The organism is Brevibacterium sp. UBA7493 (assembly GCF_002479565.1).
GTDB classification, from domain to species: domain Bacteria; phylum Actinomycetota; class Actinomycetes; order Actinomycetales; family Brevibacteriaceae; genus Brevibacterium; species Brevibacterium luteolum.
Genome location: NZ_DLOD01000003.1, coordinates 247,922 through 270,323 on the forward strand (window position 1 = coordinate 247,922; position 22,402 = coordinate 270,323).

The 22,402-nt window shown below is 66.7% G+C and carries 20 protein-coding genes and 1 tRNA gene; 5 read left to right on the forward strand and 16 right to left on the reverse strand.

Annotation, left to right across the window (positions count from 1 at the left end; genetic code table 11):
* Nucleotides 1–43: 43 nt before the first annotated feature.
* Nucleotides 44–2,242, reverse strand: coding sequence for an excinuclease ABC subunit UvrB (uvrB, locus tag B4E96_RS02475; protein WP_286956277.1), 2,199 nt, complete (start codon nucleotides 2,240–2,242; stop codon nucleotides 44–46).
* Between the two features lie 138 nt (nucleotides 2,243–2,380).
* Between uvrB and B4E96_RS02480 the strand changes: the two genes are divergently transcribed.
* Complete coding sequence (locus B4E96_RS02480) at nucleotides 2,381–2,812, forward strand: OsmC family peroxiredoxin (RefSeq protein WP_165882886.1); 432 nt, start codon at nucleotides 2,381–2,383, stop codon at nucleotides 2,810–2,812.
* A gap of 6 nt (nucleotides 2,813–2,818) precedes the next feature.
* On the opposite strand, the gene coaE is transcribed toward B4E96_RS02480, so the two are convergent.
* The 3 genes from coaE to rpsA all read right to left on the reverse strand — a co-directional run bounded on the left by coaE (nucleotide 2,819) and on the right by rpsA (nucleotide 7,414).
* Nucleotides 2,819–3,994, reverse strand: coding sequence for a dephospho-CoA kinase (gene coaE, locus B4E96_RS02485; protein ID WP_286956278.1), 1,176 nt, complete (start codon nucleotides 3,992–3,994; stop codon nucleotides 2,819–2,821).
* Nucleotides 3,995–4,058: 64 nt separating this feature from the next.
* Entirely contained in the window at nucleotides 4,059–5,870 is a 1,812-nt protein-coding gene (locus tag B4E96_RS02490) for a hypothetical protein (RefSeq protein WP_286956279.1), read from the reverse strand.
* A gap of 71 nt (nucleotides 5,871–5,941) precedes the next feature.
* Entirely contained in the window at nucleotides 5,942–7,414 is a 1,473-nt protein-coding gene (gene rpsA, locus B4E96_RS02495; RefSeq protein WP_165882883.1) for a 30S ribosomal protein S1, read from the reverse strand.
* A 267-nt stretch (nucleotides 7,415–7,681) separates the two neighbouring features.
* Between rpsA and B4E96_RS02500 the strand changes: the two genes are divergently transcribed.
* Nucleotides 7,682–8,518 (forward strand): class I SAM-dependent methyltransferase, encoded by an 837-nt coding sequence (locus B4E96_RS02500; RefSeq protein WP_286956280.1) that lies wholly within the window; start codon nucleotides 7,682–7,684, stop codon nucleotides 8,516–8,518.
* A gap of 37 nt (nucleotides 8,519–8,555) precedes the next feature.
* Here B4E96_RS02500 and polA read toward each other — a convergent pair whose 3' ends face one another.
* Complete coding sequence (polA, locus tag B4E96_RS02505; RefSeq protein WP_286956281.1) at nucleotides 8,556–11,234, reverse strand: DNA polymerase I; 2,679 nt, start codon at nucleotides 11,232–11,234, stop codon at nucleotides 8,556–8,558.
* Nucleotides 11,235–11,286: 52 nt separating this feature from the next.
* Between polA and B4E96_RS02510 the strand changes: the two genes are divergently transcribed.
* Nucleotides 11,287–11,739 carry a PaaI family thioesterase gene (locus tag B4E96_RS02510; protein ID WP_102160251.1) on the forward strand — a complete coding sequence of 151 codons (453 nt, stop codon included), beginning with the start codon at nucleotides 11,287–11,289 and terminating at the stop codon, nucleotides 11,737–11,739.
* A 61-nt stretch (nucleotides 11,740–11,800) separates the two neighbouring features.
* On the opposite strand, the gene B4E96_RS02515 is transcribed toward B4E96_RS02510, so the two are convergent.
* Entirely contained in the window at nucleotides 11,801–12,418 is a 618-nt protein-coding gene (locus tag B4E96_RS02515) for an ANTAR domain-containing response regulator (RefSeq protein WP_286956283.1), read from the reverse strand.
* Between the two features lie 100 nt (nucleotides 12,419–12,518).
* On the opposite strand from B4E96_RS02515, the gene B4E96_RS02520 reads away from it, so the two are divergent.
* Nucleotides 12,519–12,600 (forward strand) — tRNA-Leu (locus tag B4E96_RS02520).
* Nucleotides 12,601–12,649: 49 nt separating this feature from the next.
* The gene (locus tag B4E96_RS02525; protein ID WP_102160254.1) at nucleotides 12,650–13,066 is read left to right on the forward strand and encodes a phage holin family protein; all 417 of its coding nucleotides are present in this window, start codon (nucleotides 12,650–12,652) and stop codon (nucleotides 13,064–13,066) included.
* A 77-nt stretch (nucleotides 13,067–13,143) separates the two neighbouring features.
* Here the strand turns inward: B4E96_RS02525 and pyk are convergent, their stop codons facing one another.
* The 10 genes from pyk to hisF form a co-directional block, all read right to left on the reverse strand.
* Nucleotides 13,144–14,664, reverse strand: coding sequence for a pyruvate kinase (gene pyk, locus B4E96_RS02530; RefSeq protein ID WP_102160256.1), 1,521 nt, complete (start codon nucleotides 14,662–14,664; stop codon nucleotides 13,144–13,146).
* 87 nt (nucleotides 14,665–14,751) lie between these two features.
* Nucleotides 14,752–15,930 (reverse strand): prolipoprotein diacylglyceryl transferase, encoded by a 1,179-nt coding sequence (lgt, locus tag B4E96_RS02535; protein WP_286956285.1) that lies wholly within the window; start codon nucleotides 15,928–15,930, stop codon nucleotides 14,752–14,754.
* A complete protein-coding gene (trpA, locus tag B4E96_RS02540) occupies nucleotides 15,923–16,705 on the reverse strand; it encodes a tryptophan synthase subunit alpha (protein ID WP_286956286.1) in 783 nt (260 codons plus the stop codon). Before trpA ends, lgt begins: the two co-directional genes overlap by 8 nt.
* Complete coding sequence (gene trpB / locus B4E96_RS02545) at nucleotides 16,702–18,021, reverse strand: tryptophan synthase subunit beta (RefSeq protein ID WP_286956287.1); 1,320 nt, start codon at nucleotides 18,019–18,021, stop codon at nucleotides 16,702–16,704. Before trpB ends, trpA begins: the two co-directional genes overlap by 4 nt.
* Before the next feature lie 38 nt (nucleotides 18,022–18,059).
* Nucleotides 18,060–18,866: an indole-3-glycerol phosphate synthase TrpC gene (gene trpC / locus B4E96_RS02550; RefSeq protein WP_286956288.1), complete on the reverse strand. Its 807-nt coding sequence runs from the start codon at nucleotides 18,864–18,866 to the stop codon at nucleotides 18,060–18,062.
* Entirely contained in the window at nucleotides 18,863–19,138 is a 276-nt protein-coding gene (locus B4E96_RS02555; RefSeq protein WP_286956289.1) for an HGxxPAAW family protein, read from the reverse strand. The genes trpC and B4E96_RS02555 overlap by 4 nt, the downstream gene beginning before the upstream one ends.
* Before the next feature lie 109 nt (nucleotides 19,139–19,247).
* A complete protein-coding gene (locus B4E96_RS02560) occupies nucleotides 19,248–19,751 on the reverse strand; it encodes a Trp biosynthesis-associated membrane protein (protein WP_286956290.1) in 504 nt (167 codons plus the stop codon).
* Complete coding sequence (gene trpE, locus B4E96_RS02565; RefSeq protein WP_349680635.1) at nucleotides 19,748–21,223, reverse strand: anthranilate synthase component I; 1,476 nt, start codon at nucleotides 21,221–21,223, stop codon at nucleotides 19,748–19,750. Before trpE ends, B4E96_RS02560 begins: the two co-directional genes overlap by 4 nt.
* Nucleotides 21,224–21,257: 34 nt before the next feature.
* Nucleotides 21,258–21,629 (reverse strand): phosphoribosyl-AMP cyclohydrolase, encoded by a 372-nt coding sequence (gene hisI, locus B4E96_RS02570; RefSeq protein WP_165882854.1) that lies wholly within the window; start codon nucleotides 21,627–21,629, stop codon nucleotides 21,258–21,260.
* Nucleotides 21,626–22,399: an imidazole glycerol phosphate synthase subunit HisF gene (gene hisF / locus B4E96_RS02575; protein WP_286956291.1), complete on the reverse strand. Its 774-nt coding sequence runs from the start codon at nucleotides 22,397–22,399 to the stop codon at nucleotides 21,626–21,628. Before hisF ends, hisI begins: the two co-directional genes overlap by 4 nt.
* Nucleotides 22,400–22,402 lie beyond the last annotated feature (3 nt).

The window sequence follows — 22,402 nt, forward strand, 5'->3', positions numbered from 1 at the left end:
TGACTGGGATACTCCCCTTCCAAGCACTCAAGTGTACATCCCTTTACGCGTGACCTTCCTTCTGCATCGTGCGCAGCTCCTGTTTAAGGTCGCCGAGTTCGTCACGCAGACGGGCGGCGAGCTCGAACTGCAGCTCGGCTGCTGCGGTGTGCATCTGCTCGGTCATGGTGGCGATGAGCTCAGTGAGATCGGCTGCCGGCGGGCGCAGGCTGCCTCCGCCGGAAGCTGCGTCACCGCTGCTGACGGCGCCCGCGCGCTGATCGTCGGTCAGAGTGGCGTTGTAACCGCGCCGGCCCTTGCCGTAGTCGAACTGGGTGAGCAGCTCACGGGTGTCCTCGTCCTCGCGCTGCAGCCGCTCGGTGATGTCGGCGATCTTCTTGACCAGCGGAGTCGGGTCGATGCCGTGCTCCTCGTTGTAGGCGATCTGGATGTCGCGGCGGCGGTTCGTCTCGTCGATCGCGTACCGCATCGACGGAGTGATCGTGTCGGCGTACATGTGCACCTCGCCGTTGACGTTGCGGGCGGCACGGCCGATCGTCTGGATGAGGGAGGTGCCCGAGCGCAGGAAGCCCTCCTTGTCGGCATCGAGGATCGCCACCAGCGACACCTCAGGGAGGTCGAGTCCCTCGCGCAGCAGGTTGATGCCGACGAGCACATCGAACTCACCGCTGCGCAGCTCGCTCAGCAGCTCGACGCGGCGCAGGGTGTCGACGTCGGAGTGCAGGTACTGCACGCGCACCTCGTGCTCGAGGAGGTAATCAGTGAGGTCCTCGGCCATCTTCTTCGTCAGCGTAGTCACGAGAGTGCGCTCGTTGCGGTCGACGCGGTCGCGGATCTCACCGAGGAGGTCGTCGATCTGGCCCTTCGTCGGCTTGACCTCGACCTTCGGATCGACGAGTCCGGTCGGGCGGATGATCTGCTCGACGACCCCGTTGGCGCGCTCCAGCTCGAAGGGTCCGGGGGTTGCGGAAAGGTAGACGGTCTGGCCGATCCGGTCAAGGAACTCATCGAACTTCAGCGGCCGGTTGTCCAGGGCGCTCGGCAGCCGGAATCCGTGCTCGACGAGAGTGCGCTTGCGCGACATATCGCCTTCGTACATGCCGCCGATCTGCGGGACGGTGACGTGGCTTTCGTCGATGACGAGGAGGTAGTCCTCGGGGAAGTAGTCAAGCAGGCAGTTCGGTGCCGAACCGGGGGCGCGCCCATCGATATGCCGGGAGTAGTTCTCGATGCCGGAGGTGAAGCCCATCGACTGCATCATCTCGAGGTCGTAGGTGGTGCGCATCTTCAGCCGCTGGGCTTCGAGCAGCTTGTTCTGGCTCTCCAGCTCCTGCAGGCGGTTCGCCAGCTCCTCTTCGATGTCGGCGATCGCGCGGCCCATCCGGTCCTCACCGGCGACGTAATGGCTGGCGGGGAAGATGTGGAGGACTTCCTCTTCGCGCACGATCTCACCGGTGAGCGGGTGGAGGGTGTAGAGCGACTCGATCTCGTCGCCGAAGAATTCGATGCGCAGCGCGAGCTCTTCGTACTGCGGGATGATCTCCACGGTGTCGCCGCGCACCCGGAAGGTGCCGCGGGTGAAGGCGAGGTCGTTGCGGGTGTACTGCATCTCGACGAACCGCTTGAGCAGCGCATCGCGGTCGTATTCCTCGCCGACGGCGACCGACACCATGCCCTCGACGTACTCCTCGGGCGTGCCGAGGCCGTAAATGCAGGACACCGTGGAGACCACGACGACGTCGCGGCGGGTCAGCAGCGCGCTCGTCGCCGAGTGCCGCAGCCGCTCGACCTCATCGTTGATCGAGGAGTCCTTCTCGATGAAGGTGTCCGTCTGCGGGACGTAGGCTTCGGGCTGGTAGTAGTCGTAGTAGGAGACGAAGTACTCGACTGCGTTGTGCGGCAGCAGCTGGCGGAACTCGTTGGCCAGCTGAGCGGCCAGCGTCTTGTTCGGCGCCATCACGAGGGTGGGCCGCTGCACCTTCTCGATGAGCCAGGCGGTCGTCGCCGACTTGCCGGTGCCGGTGGCGCCGAGCAGGACGACATCGCGTTCGCCGTCAGCGAGGCGCTCGGAGATCTCCCGGATCGCCGTCGGCTGGTCACCCGAGGGCGAGTATTCGCTCACGACCTCGAACGGTGCCACGGAACGGACCACCTCGGGCCGGTGTCCGATCTTGGGCACGGGCCGCTGCGGAGCCTCCTGGGGTGTGGTGTCTGCCGGGTTGAGGACCTCACTCGATGCCATGCAACCACTGTACGCCGGGGCACTGACGCGGCCAACAGACTGTAGGCTGGAACACGTCAGCGCAGATGAGCCCCGGCACCGGTGGATCAGCACCGCTGGCAGTTGCGACGGATCAGCGCGAACTGAAAGGACCTTTCCATGGCCGAGATCGTTTCGAAAGCACACACCACCTGGCGCGGAGACCTCGCCGGCGGCACCGGCACCGTCAGCCTCGACTCCTCCCAGGCTGCCACTCTGGACATGCGCTGGGCATCCCGCGCAGAACAGCACACCAACGGCGTGACCAATCCTGAAGAGCTCATCGGCGCCGCCCACTCGGCCTGCTTCTCCATGGCACTGGCCAATGCGCTGACGGACAACGGCACGCCGCCCGAGGAGCTCAACACCGGCGCCGATGTCACCTTCTCCCCTGAGAAGGGCATCACCGACATCCACCTCGTGGTCGTCGGCCGGATCCCCGGCCTGTCGCACTCGGATTTCGAGCGCATCGCACAGAAGGCGAAGAAGGACTGCCCGGTGTCGAAGGCGCTCAAGGGCGTCGACATCCACCTCAACGCCTCACTCGGCTGAGCCCGTTCAGCTCGATTCTGAGCGGCGGAACTCATCACGCAGCGGCGTGAAGAACGGTTCCTTCGCCTCGGTATAGCGGCTGGTCGAACGGTCATCGATGTGCTGTTCGGCCAGCCGCTTCTTCGTGCCCTCATAGTCAGCGCGCAGGGCGGCATCGGTGCGCAGCCGTTCGGCGAAGTGCGCAGCGAACCGTGCTGACAGGCTGCCGCGGGTGCGCACGTGCACGTTGACCGGCTGGCCGGGATCGGCGTTGCGATGGAAGCGCTTCGCGACGTGGCCGGCGTCGTCCCAGTCATCGAAAGCGTCGACGTGGTGCTGCGGGTACCCGGCTGCCGTCAATGCCTCAGCTGCAGCATCCCACTCTGCCTCGGTGGTCGTGAGAACCTGCAGGTCGATGATGTCCTTGGCCAGCAGACCCGGCACGCTCGTCGAGCCGATGTGCTCGACCTCAGCATCAGACAGGCCCGCTTCTGTCAGTGCGTAGGAGATGCGGCTGCTCAGCCGCTGCGCCGTCTGTACGTGCTGCTCCCCTGCTGGGACGAGCTGAACGCCGGAGCGCTCGGCTGTCCGGCCGGCGGCGAGGTTGTCGGCAAAGGGCTGGATTCGCTTCACGAACACCTTGGCGAATGCCGCCTGGGCCGATTCCGGTGTGCCTGAGTTGTCGATGACGACATCGCAGGCGGCCAGTCGCTCGGCATCGCTGGCCTGGGCGCTGATGCGCTTCTGCGCATCGACTGGATCCATTCCGCGGGAGTCGACCAGCCGTTTGAGCCGGATATCGGCGGGCGTTTCGACGAGGACCGCGAGATGATAGAGCCGGGTCATGCTGTTCTCGACGAGCAGCGGCACGTCGTGGACGATGATGGGGGCGTCAGCGTGGCGCTCGTAGTGTTCCCGGGTGCGTTCGGCGATCGCCGGGTGCATGATCGAGTTGAGCTTGGCTGTCGACTGCGGATCGGAGAAGGCGACGACGGCCAGCCCACCGCGATTGAGAGTGCCGTCGGGATGGAGGACCTGCTCGCCGAACTCCGACACGAGTGACTCCAGGGCCGGTTCACCGGGCTCGACGATCTCGCGGGCGATCTCATCAGCGTCGATGACCGGGATTCCCCGCTTGCGGAACTGCTCGGCGATGGTCGACTTGCCGGCGCCGATGCCGCCTGTGAGTCCGATTCTCAGCATGCTCTCCACTCTACTCTGCGCGCTCGTCCACGGCAGGATCGTCCGGTAGCAGTGCTGGCAGGGGTCAACGGCTGCGCACGTCGATGAGGAACACGCCGTCGATGTTCTGCACTGGGCTGCCGGCCCCTTCGGCGACGAATGCCGCGATCTGGTCAGCAGCAGCCGGCAGGTAGGCAACGTCCTGTCCGATGACGATGAAGTCGATGCCCTCCTCACGCAGCGCGGTCACGGTGTCCGAGGCAGCCCGTGCCCGCACCTCGGGGTCGCCTGGGATCGGCTGGTGCAGCCGCTCGTCGAGCGCGTCGCGCTGGGCGCCGAAGACGATCGGGCTGGTGTCGGTCGAGCCGATGAAGTAGCCGCCGGTCTCCCGGTAATGCATTCCGGTCAGGGCCTGCCAGACAAGCGCGACGTCGGCGTCGGGCGCGGCCAGGGCGATGGGGCGAGGCATCGTCTTGACGACGCTGCCCGCCGGCAGGTGCTCGGCATATGCGGAGGCGTAGAACTCTGGAATCGGCACTTGGCGCGCCGACACCGGGCCGGTGCTGACGGCGATGACGATGACCGCTGCTGTCACCTGGGTGAGGGCGAGCAGACGGCTCTGCTTCTCCCGCGTGCGCAGCACCTGGTGCATTCCGACGGCCAGCAGCACCGCGGCCGCCAGGGTTGGATAGATCGCCAGGCGCATCGGCAGCACATTGCCGAGCACCGGCAGCGCTTCGATGAGGTGGTAGGGACCGACGGCCAGAACCTCACGGCCGGCGAAGAACCACGGTGAGCCGAGGGAGAGCATCCACATGACAAGCGCGGTGAGCGCGGTGATTCGCACGAGCGAGCCGAGGCGTCGGTGGTTCCAGAGGAGCACAGTCGTCAGGATGGCGAAAGCCAGCCAGAAGAAGCCGAGGTAGGCCCCGATCTCTGCTGGGTCGATCGCCTGGACGCGCGGCAGCGGGTCGGCATCAGGACCGCCGAGCAGCGTGAACTGGCTGGGGAAGACGACTTCGAGCAGGTCGTTGTTCCACACGCCTTGCGGGCGGATCGTCTGCTGCGGGGCACCAGGAGAGGTGAGCATCGTGAGGATGAGCGGCAGCCCGATGAGCAGCGCTGTCACTGCAGCGGCCGCTCCCCCGGTGAGAATGCCTGTGAGACCTGCCCGCCGCTGCGCGGCATCATAGCGCCGGGCGAGCACGATGGCGGCGATGAGGCAGAAGACGATGCCGGCGATCGAGAGGCCGGCGGCCAGTTCGGAGCTGACGTAGAGCTGCCAGCCGAGCAGAACCCCGAGGCAAAGGCCGATGACAAAGGCCCGGCGCAGGCTGTGGCAGCGGGCCAGCCGGATGAGGCCGTAGGCCACCAGCGGTGGGGTGAGCGCGACGGCGAGGTTGAGGTGGCCGGCGGATTGGGCCACGACGTAGGTGGAGAAGCCGTAGGAGAAACCGCCGAGGAACGCAGGACCGCGGGTGGTGAACTGGCGGATGAGCAGAGCAGCCGCCAGCGCCGAGGCAGGTGCGGCGAGCATGATGGCGATGTTGTAGGCAACGATCGGGCCGAACAGCCACGTGATCGGCACCATCGGCACGGCGATGCCGATGACTGAGGTGTTCCACGCGCCGTTGACGCCAGTGGGGTAGTTCATCAGCTGCGTGAACAGCAGGTTCGTCTCCCCTGACCCCTGCCCGAACCAGCTCGCGACGACATCGGCGGCATGGGCGAACCACCAGACGAACAGCGAGGGGTCGTCGTTGTGCGCGAAGACTGACCCGCTGAGGTCGGTGAGCAGCTGCCAGTAGATGACGCAGGACCAGGCGAGCAGGAACAGTGCGTAGAGCCCCCAGTCCCTGACCGGGCGCGTGAACCGTGTGCGCTGCGGGGATCTCATGATGCGCTGCCAACGCCAACGAGGGCGTCCGAACCGTGGTTCGGACGCCCTCGTGTCAGGCTGTGTGCCGGTCAGTTGCCTGCAAGCTTCTCGCGCAGTGCGGCGAGAGCCTCATCGCTGGCCAGCGTACCGGCGTCGGCCGGCTCGTCGGAGCTGTAGGAAGCCTGCGACGGGACGTCGGCGGCTTCGGAGCCACCGGCCTCGGCGTCGGCAGCGATCGCCTTGGCGACCTGCTTCTTGTGCTCTTCCCAGCGAGCCTGGGCAGCGGCGTACTGCTGCTCCCACTCTTCGCGCTGAGCCTCGTAGCCCTCGAGCCATTCTTGGGTCTCGGGATCGAAGCCCTCGGGGTACTTGTAGTTGCCGTCCTCGTCGTACTCCTGGAGCATGCCGTACAGAGCCGGGTCGTGGAACTCGGTGGCATCCGGGTCGACGCCCTCGTTGGCCTGCTTGAGCGACAGCGAGATGCGGCGGCGCTCCAGGTCGATGTCGATGACCTTGACGTAGATGGTCTCGTCGACCGAGACGACCTGCTCGGGCAGGTCGATGTGGCGCACGGCGAGCTCGGAGATGTGGACGAGTCCCTCGATGCCGTCTTCGACGCGCACGAATGCACCGAACGGAACGAGCTTGGTGACCTTGCCCGGCACGATCTGTCCGATGACGTGGGTGCGGGCGAAGTGCTGCCACGGATCTTCCTGGGTGGCCTTGAGCGACAGGGACACGCGCTCGCGGTCCATGTCGACGTCGAGCACCTCGACGGTGACCTCGTCACCGACAGCGACGACCTCGCTCGGGTGGTCGATGTGCTTCCAGGACAGTTCGGAGACGTGGACGAGTCCGTCGACACCGCCGAGATCGACGAAGGCACCGAAGTTGACGATCGAGGACACGACGCCCGGACGGACCTGACCCTTCTGCAGGGTCTGCAGGAAGTCGTGGCGGACAGCCGACTGGGTCTCTTCGAGCCAGGCGCGGCGCGAGAGCACGACGTTGTTGCGGTTCTTGTCCAGTTCGATGATCTTGGCCTCGACCTGCTGGCCGATGTACGGCGACAGGTCGCGGACGCGACGCATCTCGACAAGCGAAGCCGGCAGGAAGCCGCGCAGTCCGATGTCGACGATGAGGCCGCCCTTGACAACCTCGATGACGGTGCCGGTGACGACGCCTTCGTCTTCCTTGATCTTCTCGATGTCGCCCCACGCGCGCTCGTACTGCGCACGCTTCTTCGACAGCATCAGGCGTCCGTCCTTGTCCTCCTTGGTGAGGACCAGGGCTTCGATCTCGTCTCCGACCTCGACGACCTCAGCAGGGTCGACATCGTGCTTGATCGACAGTTCGCGCGAAAGGATGACACCTTCCGTCTTGTATCCGATGTCGACCAGAACTTCGTCGCGGTCGACCTTGACGACGGTGCCTTCAACGATGTCTCCGTCGTTGAAGTACTTGATGGTCTCGTCGACTGCCGCGAGGAAATCGTCTGCAGATCCGATGTCGTTGACGGCGATCTGCTCGTTGGTCGCCGTTCCCGGCGTGGTGGTGGTCATAAAGGTTGAGACTCCGTAATGGACTTTTCACCGGCGCGGACGCCAGTGTCTAGATGGACTGATGGACTTTGTGGAATGCACGGCTGCGGTGAATGTGTCACGATGAGTGAGATCGGGAATACGGAAGATTTCCGACAGCGGCTGTTCTCGCCACGAGAACCGCGCCCACACGCGCGCAGCGCATACGATAGCCAATGTTAGCATCATCAATGCGGATGACGCACACGCGCGAGCAGATTTTACCTCCCACAGCACTGGAGCCTTCCCATGACGGACAGCGAGTACTCTCCGGAGATCATCAGCGGCGGCTATCTCGCCATCGACGAAGAGGCGTCAGTGCGAGCCAATCGCAGCTATTGGGACCATTCGGCTGAGGAGTACCTCGCCGAGCACGGCAGCTTCCTCGGCGCTGCTGAGTTCGTCTGGTGTCCGGAGGGAATTCACGAATCCGACATCCAGCTGCTCGGCGATGTCGACCGTCAGCAGGTGCTCGAGGTCGGCTGCGGTGCTGGGCAGTGCTCCCGCTGGCTGGCCGAGCAGGGCGCCATCACGACCGGCGTCGATCTGTCCTCGGGCATGCTCGAGCAGGCCTCCCGGCTGCAGAAGGAGCATCCGCTCTCAGAGACCGCCGTGCCGCCGACGTTCCTGCAGGCTGATGCCCGGCAACTGCCGTTCGCCTCCAGCAGCTTCGACATCGCCTTCTCCTCCTATGGCGCACTCCCCTTCGTCAAGGACGCCGAGGTGGTCCTCGCCGAGGTCGCCCGCGTGCTGCGTCCCGGCGGCCGCTGGGTCTTCTCCGTCACCCATCCGGTGCGCTGGATGTTCCCGGATGTGCCCGGTGAGGCCGGGCTGACGGTCGAGTACTCGTACTTCGACCGCACCCCCTATGTCGAGGTCGATGCGACCGGCGAGCCGGTCTACGCCGAGCACCACCGCACCTTCGGCGACTGGATCTCTCTGCTCGTCGACGCCGGCTTCCAGCTCACCGGCGTGACCGAACCCGAGTGGCCGGAGCGCAATGAGACCGCCTGGGGCGGCTGGTCGCCGCTGCGCGGGGCGCTCATGCCCGGCACTGCGATCTTCTCGACCCGCCTGGACGGCTGACTCTTCCCTGCTGCTGTCCCGTCGCCGAGGCGGTGGCTCAGTGGGCGGCGTCCTGCCAGGACCGGCCGACGCCGATGTTGACGTCGAGTGGGACTGAGAGCTCAGCGGCCTGTCCCATCGTCGTGCGCAGCACCTCGCTGACGGCCTCGCGCTCTCCGTCGGCAAGTTCGACGATGATCTCATCGTGGACCTGCAGCAGCATCCGGCTCTTGAGGTCGGAGGCGGCGAAGGCATCGCGCAGGTTGAGCATTGCGATCTTCATGATGTCGGCAGCCGAGCCCTGGATCGGGGCGTTGAGGGCGGCGCGCTCGGCCATCTCGCGAATCTGCCGGTTCGAGCTGCCGAGTTCTGGCAGGTAGCGGCGCCGGCCGTACATCGTCTCGGTGTAGCCGCGGCCGCGGGCCTCGGCGACGATCTCATCGAGGTAGTCCTTGACCGCGCCGAAGCGCTCGAAGTAGCCCTCCATGAGCCCGCGGGCCTCTTCGACGGAGATCCGCAGCTGGCGTGAGAGCCCGAAGGCCGACAGTCCGTAGACGAGTCCGTAGGACATCGCCTTGACCTTCGCGCGCATCTCCGCGTTGACCTCGTCGACGCCGACGTTGAAGACCTTCGAACCGACGTAGGAGTGCAGGTCCTCACCGGCGTTGAACGCAGCGATGAGGCTCTCATCACCGGACAGGTGGGCCATGATCCGCATCTCAATCTGCGAGTAGTCCGCGGAGATGAGGTCTGTGTAGCCGGCATCGGCTTCGGAGACGAAGACATGCCGGATCCGCCGGCCGGCCTCGGTGCGCACCGGGATGTTCTGCAGGTTCGGATCCGTCGAGGACAGCCGGCCGGTGGCGGCGATCGTCTGCTGGTAGACGGTGTGGATCCGGCCGTCGTCGGCGACCATCCGCTCGAGCCCGGCGACGGTCTGCTTGAGCTTGATGACGTCGCGGTGGGCGAGCAGGTGTTCGAGGAACGGGTGCTCGCTCTTGATGTAGAGGTCGGCCAGTGCCTCGGCGTTCGTTGTGTAGCCGGTGCGGGTCTTGCGGGTCTTGGGCAGGTCGAGCTCTTCGAACAGCACCACCTGCAGCTGCTTGGGCGAGTTGAGGTTGACCTCGTGGCCGATCGCCTCGTACGCCTGCTGCGCGCAGGTCTCGGCCTGCCGGGTGAATTCGTCGATGAGGGCGGAGAGCTCGCTGCGGTCGATGGCGATGCCGGTGTGCTCCATATCGGCAAGCACCTGCACGAGCGGCACCTCGATCTCACGCAGCACCCCTGCCATGCCGGCAGAGTCAATCTCTGCGGTGAGCACCGGTGCGAGCCGGGCGATCGCGGCAGCGGCCTGTCCGAAGGCGGTGAGCCGTTCATTGCCGTCGTCGAGGTCGAGGGCGAGCTGCCCCTCATCGGAGGGTTCGGCCAGGGAGATCCCGCAGTGCGTGCCGGCAAGGTCGGCGAGGTCGTAGGAGCGGGCACCGGGTTCGAGGAGGTAGCCGGCGATCTCGGTGTCGATGGCCAGGCGCACATCGTGGTAGCCGGCATCGGCCAGTGCTTTGAGCTGGGTCTTCGCGCCGTGGAAGGCCAGGCTCAGGTGCGAGGTCAGAAACTCTGAGAGCGCTTCGACGGCAACCGGGTCGAGGGTCGTGAGGTCGAACGCGACGGCACTGTCCTCGGTGGCCAAGCCGATGACGTCGACGCTGCCGGAGCCGAGCTCATAGGTGCCGTTCGTCGCTACGGCGACGAGCGCCTCGGCGTCGGTGCCCTGCAGCCATTCCACGAGAGCGTCACTGTCGGCGACCGCTGCCTCGGGCAGGGAGCTCGCCGGCGCCTCGGCGGGGGTCTCATCCTGGCCGACGAGGGCGTCGAGGCGGGCGCCGAGCTGCCGGAACTCCAGCTGGTCGAACAGTTCGCTCACAGCCGGACGGTCGACGCCGGTCCAGGTGACGTCGTCGATGGCGACGGGCAGCTCGAGGTCGTCGATGAGCTTATTCAGCCGGTAGTTGCGTTCGACGTCGTCGAGGTGCTCGCGCAGGTTGCCGCCGACCTTGCCGCCGATGTCCTCGGCGTTGTCGATGACGGCAGGCAGGTCGCCGTACTTGACCAGCCATTTCGCTGCGGTCTTCTCCCCCACCCCGAGCACGCCCGGCAGGTTGTCAGCCTTCTCTCCGACGAGAGCGGCCAGCCCGCGGTAGTTGGCGGGTGTGACGCCGTACTTCTCCTCGATCGCGGCAGGAGTCATGCGGCTGAGGTCGGAGACCCCGCGCTTGGGGTAGAGGATCGTGACGCCGTCGCGGGCGAGCTGGAAGGAGTCCTTGTCACCGGTGATGACGTACGTGTCGATGCCGGCATGCTCGCCCTGCTGGGCGAGCGTGGCGAGCACGTCGTCGGCTTCGTAGTTCTCCTTCGTCACGACCGCGATGTTCATCGCCGCCAGCACGTCCTTGATGATCTCGACCTGGCCGTGGAACTCGTCCGGGGTCTTCGCACGGCCGGCCTTGTACTCGCTGTACTCGGCGAGCCGGAAGGTCTCGCGGCCGAGGTCGAAGGCCACCGCGATGTGACTCGGCGCCTCGTCGCGGCAGACGTTGAGCAGCATGGACACGAAGCCGAACACGGCGTTCGTCGACTGCCCGGTGGTCGTCGAGAAGTTCTCCACCGGCAGCGCGTAGAACGCGCGGTAGGCAAGGGAGTGTCCGTCGATGAGAAGGAGTTTCTGGCTCTGTTCGCTCACCCTGCAAGCCTAGCGCGCGAAGCAGACAAGAGGCATCCCGTAGAGTCGTGCCATGACCGAAGACGAACTTCTCCCCCTGACGAAGGACACCCCGCCCGAGGTGCGGGCCCAGCTGGTGGCCGGAAACCGGCAGCGCAGTGCCGGTACGCTTCTCGAACGCGTCGGCATCGAAGTCGAGGACGTCGCCTACGACCGTGCGACCGCCTCGATCCCGGTGGCCGGCAACACGCAGCCGTTCGGGCTCTTCCACGGCGGGGCGCATGTCGTCATCGCCGAGTCGCTGGCCTCGCTGCACTCGTACTTCATCTCCGGGCGTCCGGTCGTCGGCGTGGACCTCAATGCCACGCATGTGCGGGCGGCCAAGGACGGGCATGTGCATGCCACGGCAACTTTGAATCATCACGGTCGCACGATGATCAACCATGAGGTGCGCATGACCGATGATGAGGGCCGGCTGCTCTCGATCGTGCGGATCACGAACATGGTGCTCTCCGGCCGCAGCTGAGACCGGATACGCGTCGGCCCCTGCCGCAGCTGTGCGACAGGGACCGATGAGAGTGTGTGGGTTACTTCTTGCTGCCGATCTGCTCAAGGATGGTCTCGGCGACCTCGCGCATCGTCAGGCGGCGGTCCATCGAGGTCTTCTGGATCCACCGGAACGCCTCGGGTTCGCTTAGGCCCATGTTCGAGATGAGCAGACTCTTGGCGCGTTCGACGAGCTTGCGGGTCTCGAACCGGTCGGTCATATCGGCGATCTCGGATTCGAGTGCGGCGATCTCGGCGTGGCGGGACAGCGCGATCTCCAGGGCCGGGACGAGGTCATTGGAGGTGAACGGCTTGACGACGTAGGCCATCGCTCCGGCGTCGCGGGCCCGTTCGACGAGCTCCTTCTGGCTGAACGCCGTCAGCAGCACGACGGGGGCGATGCGGGCCTTGGCGATCCGCTCAGCCGCGGAGATCCCGTCGAGGACGGGCATCTTGATGTCCATGACGACCAGATCCGGGCGCAGCTCCTCAGCCAGCCGGATCGCCGACTCGCCGTCGGCTGCCTCGCCGACGACGTCGTATCCGACCTCGCGCAGCATCTCGACGATGTCGAGCCGGATGACGGCCTCGTCTTCGGCGACGACGACACGCCGAACGACGCCGTTCTCTGTCTTGGGTGCTTCTTCATTAGTAGCCACGGTTTCATCTTAGTCACGCCGCTGCGCGTTTTGACAGCGCGGGCCGGTGTTCATCTGGAGGTGCGGGTGGGCGCCCAGCTGGTCTAGGATGTTCTTCGTTGCCGGATTGGCGGAATTGGTAGACGCGCCGCACTCAAAATGCGGTATCGAGAGGTGTGTGGGTTCGAGTCCCACATCCGGCACTCTTGTGGAATTCACGGGTTTCCCAGCACGTGCTGGAAGACTGCAGACATGACTTTCCTGCTCCGCGTCATCGTCAACGCCGTCGCCATCTGGGCGGCGGCCGCACTTCTGCCCGGCATGGCCATCACCAGCGCCGACACCGTCCTCACCGGCTTGGGCCCCACCGCCTCGGGGGTCGTCTCCTACCTCGTCATCGGCCTGATCTTCGGGCTCGTCAACGCGATCATCCGGCCCCTCATCGAGCTCATCGCCTTGCCGATCACCTGCCTGACCCTGGGTCTGTTCACCATCGTCATCAATGCCGCCATGGTGTCGCTGACGTCCTGGGTCTCGCAGTTCACGCCGATCCGCCTGGAGATCGACAGCTTCCTCTGGACGGCGGTGCTCGCCTCGATCATCATCGCGATCGTGTCGCTCGTGCTGAATTTCTTCGTCCGCCCGCGCGAACGCGAGACCGAACGCTGACGGACCCCTCAAAGCACTGACTGCCGCTCCGAAAACGGAGCGGCAGTAAGTGTTGTCATCCAGGTGAGCAGAAGGGATCAGTCGGTGTTCTGCTCGTATTCCTTCGGTTCGGCGATCTCGCCGTAGACCTCGTTGACCGGGCCGGTGTCGGAGTCGTCGCGGTAGGCGGCGGCCTTGCCGGTGATCGCGTTGCCGACGGTGTGGATGCGCAGCGCGTTCGTCGATCCGACGATTCCGGGAGGCGAACCGGCGACGATGATGCACTTCTCGCCGTCCTCGGCCAGGCCGCGGGAGCGCAGCACGTGGTCGACCTGGCGGGCCATCTGGTCGGTGTGGCGGACCTGGTTGACGAGGAAGGCGCGCACACCCCATGTCAGAGCCAGCTGGTGGTACACGCGCACGTCCGGGGTGAACGCGAGGATCGACTGCTGTACGCGCAGCCGCGACATGCGGCGCACCGAGTCGCCTGACTGGCTGAAGGTGCACAGGGTGTCGATGTTGAGCTGTTCGGCGATCCGCACCGCGGCAGCGGTGACGGCGCCGCCCTGCGTGTGCGGTTCGGTCCCGAGCGGGGCGATCCGGTCAAGGCCGTGCTCTTCGGTCGACTCGATGATCCGGGCCATCGTGCGCACAGCCTCCAGCCAGTGCGCACCGACCGAGGTCTCACCCGAGAGCATGAGCGCATCAGCACCGTCGAGTACGGCGTTGGCGCAGTCGCTGGCCTCAGCGCGGGTGGGCCGCGGCTCCTCGATCATCGATTCGAGCATCTGGGTGGCGACGATGACGGGCTTGGCGTTGCGGCGGCACAGTTCGACGGTGCGTTTCTGCACGATCGGCACCTGCTCCAGCGGCAGTTCGACGCCGAGGTCGCCGCGGGCGACCATCATGCCGTCGAAGGCATCGACGATGCTCTCGAGCGCCTCGACGGCCTGGGGCTTCTCCAGCTTTGCGATGAGCGGGACGAGGATGCGCTCTTCGCGCATGATCTCGCGCACCGTCTCCGCGTCCTCGGGTGTACGCACGAACGACAGTGCGACCCAGTCCGCGCCCAGGCGCAGTCCCCAGCGCAGGTCCTCGACGTCCTTGTCGCTCATCGCTGGCACGGACACCGGCACTCCGGGGAGGTTGATGCCCTTGTGGTCGGAGATCCGGCCGGGCACCTCGACTTCGCAGGTGACGTCGGTGTCGGTGACATCGGTGGCGCGCAGCCGGATCCGGCCGTCGTCGATGAGCAGCGGATCCCCGACCTCGACGTCACGGGCGAGACCGGCATAGGTGGTGCCCACCTCGGTCGCGATGCCTTCGATGTCACGGGTGGTGATGGTGAATGTGTCGCCCTTGCTCAGTTCGGGCTTGAGTCCGTCAACGAAGGTGCCGACCCTGATCTTCGGGCCCTGCAGGTCGATGAGCACGCTGACCGGCTCACCGGTGTCGCGGCCGGCCTTGCGGACCCACCGGTACTTCTCTTCATGCTGGTCGTGGGTGCCGTGGCTGAGGTTGAATCGGAAGACGTTGACGCCTTCTTCGATCAGCGAGCGGATGTCTTCGTAGCTCTGCTGGGCGGGGCCAAGAGTGGCGACGATCTTTGCATGCCTCATGTCCACCACACTAGTCGGGTCTGCGCACCTGCCTTCAATCCTGTCCAAATTTCTGCGCTCTGACCAGCAGGTGGACACAAAGGCCGGTCAGTCGGTGCTAGCGGACCCGTCCTCGCGCGGGCTGCGGCGCACCTGCGGGACGATCGAGATCGCCGAGGTGACCGCACCGAAGAACCCGAAGCTGCGGTTGGTCAGCGCGTTGCCGCCGTCGTCATCGCGTCGGTCGCCGGTGCCCGAGCGGCCGGTGCTGGCGGCACTGCTGCCGCCTGCCGTTCCCGAGGCGGTGGGCCCGCCGGTGCCGCCGTCACCGCCGCCTCGGCGGTCGTTGGCATCGTTGGAGTTCTTTCCGTCTGCCCGTTCGGCTGCCATCCGTGCCAGGCAGCGTTCGGTGTAGACCTCCGGTGCCGGTTCGCGGTGGCGCATCCGGGAGAAGGTGAACAGGGCCAGGCCGATGAAGAGGACGACGATGTAGAACCACATGTTGATGCGCACGCCGAGGAAGTACTCGGAGTGGTCGATGCGCAGCGACTCGATCCAGAGGCGGCCGATCGTGTAGTAGCAGATGTAGGCGTAGAAGACCTGGCCGTGACCAAGCCGGAAGCGCTTAGCCGCCCAGATGAGCAGCAGGCAGCCGGCGAAGTTCCACAGCGACTCGTACAGGAAGGTCGGGTGGAACAGGGTGTCGGCCGGCAGCGCGGCATCAGGCCAGTTGGGGTTCGGTGCGCCGTTGAAGACCTTGTCGATCTCCAGGCCCCAGGGCAGGGTCGTCGGGCGTCCGAAGAGCTCCTGGTTGAACCAGTTGCCCCAGCGGCCGAAGGCCTGGGCGAGGATGAGCCCAGGGGCCGCAGCATCGATGAACGAGGTGAAGCGGATGCCGTAGTGACGGCACACGAGGAACACGGTCAGCGCACCAAGGGCGACCGCACCGCCGATACCGAGACCGCCCTGCCAGATCTTGAATGCATCGAGCGGGTTGCCGTTGGGCCCGAAGTACGGGCCGGGCACGGTGAGCACGTAGTACAGCCGCCCGCCGATGATGCCCGCCGGGATCGCCCAGACGGCGATGTTCCACAGATCGTCTTCGCTGCCGCCGCGGCGCTTCCAGCGGTACTGGGCGAGCATGAGGGCGGCGACGATGCCGGCCAGGATGCACAGCGCGTAGGCGTGGATGGTGAAGGGCCCGACCTCGAATCCGGACCAGCTCGGTGAGGGGATCGCCGTGCTCAGCGGGGTGAGCGCAGCGGCACCGGTGACCGGTTCAGGCATGGTCGCGCACTCCCTGGGCGAACTCGGTGGCTCGGGCTTCGACGGCGGCTGGCCCGCCGTCGGTCAGGGCGGTGACGAGCGCAGAACCGACGATCACGCCGTCAGCGTACGCGGCGACCTCTGCCGCCTGCTGCCGGTTGGATACGCCGAGTCCAACGCAGACGCGCTCGGCGCCGGCGGCGCGCGTGTCGGCGACGAGCTTCTCGGCTGAGGCGCCGACCTGCGCGCGGGTGCCGGTGACGCCCATCGTCGAGGCGGCGTAGACGAAACCGGAGGCATGGGCGGCGACGTAGGCGAGGCGTTCGGGGCTGGACGACGGGGCGACGAGGAAGATCCGGTCGAGACCGTGCGCTTCGCTTGCCGTCATCCAGTCGCCGGCCTCATCCGGGGTGAGGTCTGCGGTGATGATGCCTGCTCCCCCGGCGTTGGCGAGGTCGCGGGCGAAAGCTTCAACACCGTACTGGTAGACGAGGTTCCAGTACGACATCACCACCGGGGTGGCTCCGGCCGCGGCGACGGCCTCGACAGCGGTGAAGGCGTCGCGGGTGCGCACGCCGCCGCGCAGCGCCTGGACCGAGGCGGCCTGGATGGTCGGTCCGTCCATCCCCGGGTCGGAGTACGGGATGCCGACTTCGACGATGTCAGCGCCGCCGGCGACGACGGCGCGCATCGCATCGAGCGAGCCGGGTACGTCAGGATAGCCGACCGGCAGATAGGCGATGAAGGCGGCGCGGTTGTCTGCTGCGCAGTCGCGCAGCACGTCAGCGGTGCTCACGAACGGCTCCTCTCGGCGTGTCCTGCGTCGGCGGCATCCTCGGCTTCAGCCGGGTCCTGTGCGCCGACGGGTTCTGCGGTCTCAGCTTCTTCGGCTTGGGCGTCGAGGTAGCCGAAGTACTTCCCTGCTGTGTCGACGTCCTTGTCTCCGCGGCCGGAGAGGTTGGCGATGATGATCGCGCCTTCACCGAGCTCGCCGCCGACCTGGAGTGCAGCGGCCAGGGCATGCGAGCTCTCGATCGCTGGGATGATGCCCTCGGTGCGGCACAGCAGCCGGAAGGCGGCCATCGCCTCGTCGTCGGTGACCGGGCGGTACTCACCGCGGCCGGTCGACTGCAGCCAGGCGTGCTCGGGGCCGACACCGGGGTAGTCGAGTCCTGCTGAGATGGAGTGCGACGGCAGAGTCTGGCCGTCCTCGTCCTGCATGATGACCGACTTCGAACCGTGCAGCACACCAACGCGGCCGTCGTTGAGCGGGGCTGCGTGCTGGCCGGAGGCGATGCCGGACCCGGCTGCCTCGCAGCCGATGAGCCGGACGTCCTCGTCGCCGATGAAGGCATGGAAGATGCCGATCGCGTTCGAGCCGCCGCCCACACATGCGGTGATGGCATCGGGCAGCCGGCCGGTCTGCTCCTGGATCTGGCCGCGGGCCTCGACGCCGATGATGCGCTGGAGTTCGCGCACGAGGAATGGGAATGGGTGGGGGCCTGCGACGGTGCCGAAGAGGTAGTGGGTGGTCTGCACAGAGGCGACCCAATCGCGGAAGGTCTCGTTGATCGCGTCCTTGAGTGTGCGGGTCCCGGCTTCGACGGGAACCACCTCGGCGCCGAGCAGGCGCATGCGGGCGACGTTGAGTGCCTGGCGGGCGCAGTCCTCGGCTCCCATGTAGATAGTGCAGTCGAGCCCAAGCAGTGCTGCGGCGGTGGCGGAGGCCACGCCGTGCTGGCCGGCACCGGTCTCGGCGATGACGCGGGTTTTACCCATCCGCTTGGTCAGCAGCGCCTGTCCGAGGACGTTGTTGATCTTGTGGCTGCCGGTGTGGTTGAGGTCCTCGCGCTTGAGGAAGATGCGCGCCCCGCCGGCGTGTTCGGAGAACCGCGGAGCCTCGGTCAGCAGGCTCGGCCGGCCGGTGTATTCGGCGTGGAGGCGTTGGAGCTCAGCGACGAACTCCGGGTCGACGATCGCTTTGGCGAAGGCTTCGCCGATCTCTTCGAGCGCGCCGATGAGCGCCTCGGGCACGAACCGGCCGCCGAAGTCGCCGAAGTAGGGACCCTGCGGCAGTTCGCTGTGCTGCGGGGAGAAGAGTTCGTAGTCCATGTGGTCCTTTCCCAACGAGACGCAAAGACGAGGCGGTGTCAGAGGGCTCGGCGCTCGGCTTTCGCCTTCCGCCCGGCCTCGGTGAACTCGGCGACGTTCTCGCGCGGCTTCCCGCCGGTGACGAGCGCTTGGCCGACAAGTGCGAGATCGGCACCCTGCGCAGCATAGGCGGCGACATCACCGGCCTGGCTGACACCGGATTCGCCGACGAGCACGGTATCAGGCGGGCAGAGGTCGGCCAATGGCGCGAAGCGGTTGAGGTCGACGCTGAGGTCTTTGAGATTGCGGGTGTTGATGCCGAGGAGGGCCGGTTCGATGCCGGCAGCGATCTCGATCTCCTCAGCAGTGTGGGTCTCGACGAGCGCTGCCATCCCAAGGCTGGCGGACAGTTCGCTGAACTCCTGCAGCTGGGCGGGGCTGAGCGCGGCCACGATGAGCAGCACGATATCGGCGCCATGGGCGCGGGCTTCGTGGAACTGGTATTCGTCGACCATGAAGTCCTTGCGCAGCACGGGAATATCCACCGCAGCACGGACGGCGTCGAGGTCGTCCAAGCAGCCGTTGAAGCGGTGCTGCTCGGTCAGTACGCTGATCGCAGCCGCGCCGCCTGCGGCATAGGAGCTCGCGAGCCCGGCGGGGTCGGCGATGTCGGCCAGGGCACCGGCAGACGGCGAGGAGCGTTTGACCTCAGCGATGATGCTGAAATCGTCGGCCACACGCGGCAGGAACTGAAGCGCCGCGGGTGCATCCGCGGCGCGTGAGGCGATGTCTGCCAGTGGGCAGGCAGCCCGGCGTTCTGCCAGGTCTGCCTTCACCCCGCTGACGATGTCGGCGAGAACGCTCACGCCTTCGCCTTGGTCTTCTTCCCGCCCCTGCCGGCCGCACGCAGCACAAGCCCGACGATCGGACCGAGGACGCAGATGATGAGGCCGACCCAGAGCAGCATCGGGGTCTCGGCGACGACGCCGACGCACCCGACGATGAAGCCGACGAGGATGATGAAGACTCCGGTCCAGGCGGCAACGGTGTTCCCGTGGCCCGGATCCTTGACTGTGTCGTAGTCGATGCTCGAGCGGTCGAGGTCGTATGCCCCATTGCGGGAAATGGTCTTCGGCATGGTTCTCCTTCGTTCTCACGCGGTATGCGGTCATTCTCTCACGACGATGCGGCGGGCCAGAAACCGACCCGCGAACCGACATCTGATCGTCATCGATGTGGCACAGGTCTCAGCTCGGATCCTCGCCTCGGGAGATGGCATCCCAGGTACGGGTCGGGTCGAGGTCACCGTGCTCGTCTTCAGCTTCCGCTTCGGAGGTGTCGGCTTCGAAGCGCGCGGTCGTCTGCCAGCGGCCTGAGCGCAGCAGCACCCAGACAGCCACCGCTGCGGCGAGCAGCCCGGCGATGATGCCGATGGCCGGCAGGTTCGTCGTCTGCGCGCTGCTGAGTGACGCGCTCAGCGCCACGCCGGCGAAGCCGAGCCCGGCCAGTGCCGCACAGGCGGTGACGATCCAGCGGCCGATGCGCTTGAGCATGGTGAGCAGCAGGCCGCTGACAGCGACGATGCCCGCGCAGGCGAGCACCACCGGCGAGTTCTCTGGAGCCGCGACCGATCCTGCGCTCACGCCTGCGAGTTCTGCGGTTTCGGCGGGCTGGAACCATGGCTGGGAGCCGACGATCCACAGCACGGCGGCTGCGGCGAGCAGCGCGATGACGGCACGAGATCGGGTCATGGCCGGACCTCTGCTGCGCTCCCGTTCGGGCGGGTCAGCGTCTGCGCGGCGGCTGCTGCACGCAGCACTGCGGCGGCCTTGTTGCGCGATTCCTGATCTTCCGAGGCGGGCACGGAGTCCGCGACGACTCCGGCACCGGCACTGACGGAGATGCGCCCGTTGCGGATGACGCCGGTGCGAATCGCGATGGCGACGTTGAGGTCGCCGGTGAAGGACAGGTACCCAACTGCTCCGCCGTAGACTCCGCGGGCGACGGTCTCGTAGTCGTCGATGAGCTGGAGGGCGCGCGGCTTCGGCGCCCCGGACAGCGTGCCGGCGGGAAACACCGCCGAGAGCACATCGATGCCGTCGACATCGTCATCGCAGGTGCCGACGACGGTCGAGCCGATGTGCATGATGTGGCTGTAGCGCTCGATCTCCATGAAGTTCACGACATCGACGCTGCCGGGCCGGCAGACCTTGGAGAGGTCGTTGCGGGCCAGGTCGACGAGCATGAGGTGCTCGGCGCGCTCCTTCTCGTCGGCCAGCAGCTCGGCTGCCAGCTGGCGGTCCTCCTCGGCGGTGGCACCGCGCGGCCGAGAGCCGGCGATCGGATGCGTCTCGACCTTCCCGTCGGTGACGGTGACCAGCGCCTCGGGTGAGGAACCGACGATCGCCATCGGGGTCCCGTCGGGGGTTGGCACGTCGAGCAGGTACATGTACGGGCTCGGGTTGAAGGTGCGCAGCAGCCGGTAGACATCGAGCGGGTCGGCCGTGCACTCGGCTTCGAAGCGCTGGGAGAGGACCACCTGGAAAACGTCGCCGTCGACGATGTTGCCCTTGGCCCGTTCGATCATCTGCAGGTAGTCGTCGCGGTCGGTGCGCGAGGAGACCTGCGGTTCGGCCCGGTCGTACCAGGCGACGTCGGACTCCAGCGGTGTGGCGAGCTCGGTCAGCATCGCCTCGAGGCGCTGGCAGCCGGCGTCATAGGCGTCGTCGACGCCGCTGTCGAGTCCGTTGACGTTGACGACGTTGGCGACCAGGGTCACCTCAGAGGTGTAGTGGTCGTAGATGGCGACGTCGCCGGGGACCGAAAGGCTGAGTTCGGGGACCGCGTCGACGGGTTCTGGGCCGGGTCCGAGGCGTTCGGTGCGGCGCACGAAGTGCCAGCCGAGGTAGCCGACGAAGGAGGAGATCATCGGCGGCAGGCCGGCGTGGGGGCGTTCGATGGACAGCAGCCGCATCGTCTCGTGCAGGCCGGTGAGCACGTCTCCGCTGGTGGGCGCTCCGGCCGGGGCGGTGCCGAGCCACAGCAGCTCGCCGTCCTGCTCGGTCAGGGTGGCCACCGGGTCGCGGCCGATGAAGGAGTAGCGGTCCCACTGGCCCTGGCTGGCCGATTCGAAGAGGAACGCTCCGCTGCGGCCGGCGGCGAGCTTGCGGTACAGGCTCAGCGGCGTCTCGGCGTCGGCCAGCACGCGGGTGAAGACAGGCACGAGCCGATGGTGTTCCGCACTGGCGCGGAACTCCTCACGTGTCGGCGAGATGTGCATCGAGCTCCCTTCCGGTGAAGCAGGTGGCTGTCTGAGTATGGCACGCCGGCCCGACCTGGTCGACGATGAGCAGGATGGTGTCGGCGTCGCAGTCGAGGGCGACCGAGCGGACCTTCTGCGTGTGACCGGAGGTCTCGCCCTTGACCCAGTACTCCTGGCGGGATCGCGACCAGTAGGTCGCCTTGCCGGTGCGCAGGGTGCGGGCCAGTGCCTCGTCGTCCATCCACGCGAGCATGAGCACCTCGCGGCTCGTCGCCTCCTGCACGACGACCGGCAGCAGCCCGCCGCTGCCGCGTTTGAGGCGTTCGGCGATCGCCGGGTCGAGGCTGGAGTCCGGGACGCCGGTCATCGGACGGTGATCCCGTCGGCTGCGAGGGCTTCCTTCACCTCGGCGATCGTGAAGGTGCCGAAGTGGAAGACCGAGGCGGCGAGCACGGCATCGGCTCCCGCGTGGACGGCCGGGGCGAAGTGCTCGAGCTTGCCGGCGCCTCCGGAGGCGATGAGCGGGACGTCGACGGCTGCGCGGGCGGCGCGGATGAGTTCAAGGTCGAAGCCCTCATGTGTGCCGTCGGCGTCGACGCTGTTGAGCAGGATCTCCCCTGCCCCGCGTTCGGCTGCCTCGCGGATCCATTCGATGGCGTCGATGCCGGTTCCGCGGCGGCCGCCATGGGTAGTGACCTCGAATCCCGAGGCGGTGGCCGGCTGGTCTGCTGGGACCCGGCGGGCGTCGAGGGAGAGGACGAGGACCTGGCTGCCGAAGCGTTCGGCGATCTCGGTGATGAGTTCGGGCCGGGCGACGGCTGCGGTGTTGACGCCGACCTTGTCGGCGCCGGCCCGCAGCAGCCGGTCGACGTCGTCGGTGCTGCGCACTCCCCCGCCGACGGTCAGCGGGATGAACACCGTCTCCGCGCACTGGGAGACCATGTCGTAGGTGGTCTCCCGGTCGCTGCTGGAGGCGGTGACGTCGAGGAAGGTGACTTCGTCAGCGCCGAGTTGGCTGTAGCGGCGGGCGAGTTCGATCGGATCACCGGCATCGCGCAGGTGTTCGAACCGCACCCCTTTGACGACGCGGCCGGCGTCGACGTCAAGGCACGGGATGACGCGCACGGCAAGGGTCATGTT

Bases quoted from the DNA above. Each gene is read 5' to 3' on its own strand.
- lgt (WP_286956285.1), bottom strand. From the start codon at position 15,930: ATGCCTGAACCGGTCACCGGTGCCGCTGCGCTCACCCCGCTGAGCACG.
- B4E96_RS02510 (WP_102160251.1), top strand. From the start codon at position 11,287: ATGACCGAAGACGAACTTCTCCCCCTGACGAAGGACACCCCGCCCGAG.
- hisI (WP_165882854.1), bottom strand. From the start codon at position 21,629: ATGACCGGCGTCCCGGACTCCAGCCTCGACCCGGCGATCGCCGAACGC.
- uvrB (WP_286956277.1), bottom strand. From the start codon at position 2,242: ATGGCATCGAGTGAGGTCCTCAACCCGGCAGACACCACACCCCAGGAG.
- B4E96_RS02525 (WP_102160254.1), top strand. From the start codon at position 12,650: ATGACTTTCCTGCTCCGCGTCATCGTCAACGCCGTCGCCATCTGGGCG.
- B4E96_RS02490 (WP_286956279.1), bottom strand. From the start codon at position 5,870: ATGAGATCCCCGCAGCGCACACGGTTCACGCGCCCGGTCAGGGACTGG.
- hisF (WP_286956291.1), bottom strand. From the start codon at position 22,399: ATGACCCTTGCCGTGCGCGTCATCCCGTGCCTTGACGTCGACGCCGGC.
- B4E96_RS02500 (WP_286956280.1), top strand. From the start codon at position 7,682: ATGACGGACAGCGAGTACTCTCCGGAGATCATCAGCGGCGGCTATCTC.
- B4E96_RS02555 (WP_286956289.1), bottom strand. From the start codon at position 19,138: ATGCCGAAGACCATTTCCCGCAATGGGGCATACGACCTCGACCGCTCG.
- B4E96_RS02480 (WP_165882886.1), top strand. From the start codon at position 2,381: ATGGCCGAGATCGTTTCGAAAGCACACACCACCTGGCGCGGAGACCTC.
- coaE (WP_286956278.1), bottom strand. From the start codon at position 3,994: ATGCTGAGAATCGGACTCACAGGCGGCATCGGCGCCGGCAAGTCGACC.
- B4E96_RS02560 (WP_286956290.1), bottom strand. From the start codon at position 19,751: ATGACCCGATCTCGTGCCGTCATCGCGCTGCTCGCCGCAGCCGCCGTG.
- trpB (WP_286956287.1), bottom strand. From the start codon at position 18,021: ATGGACTACGAACTCTTCTCCCCGCAGCACAGCGAACTGCCGCAGGGT.
- pyk (WP_102160256.1), bottom strand. From the start codon at position 14,664: ATGAGGCATGCAAAGATCGTCGCCACTCTTGGCCCCGCCCAGCAGAGC.
- rpsA (WP_165882883.1), bottom strand. From the start codon at position 7,414: ATGACCACCACCACGCCGGGAACGGCGACCAACGAGCAGATCGCCGTC.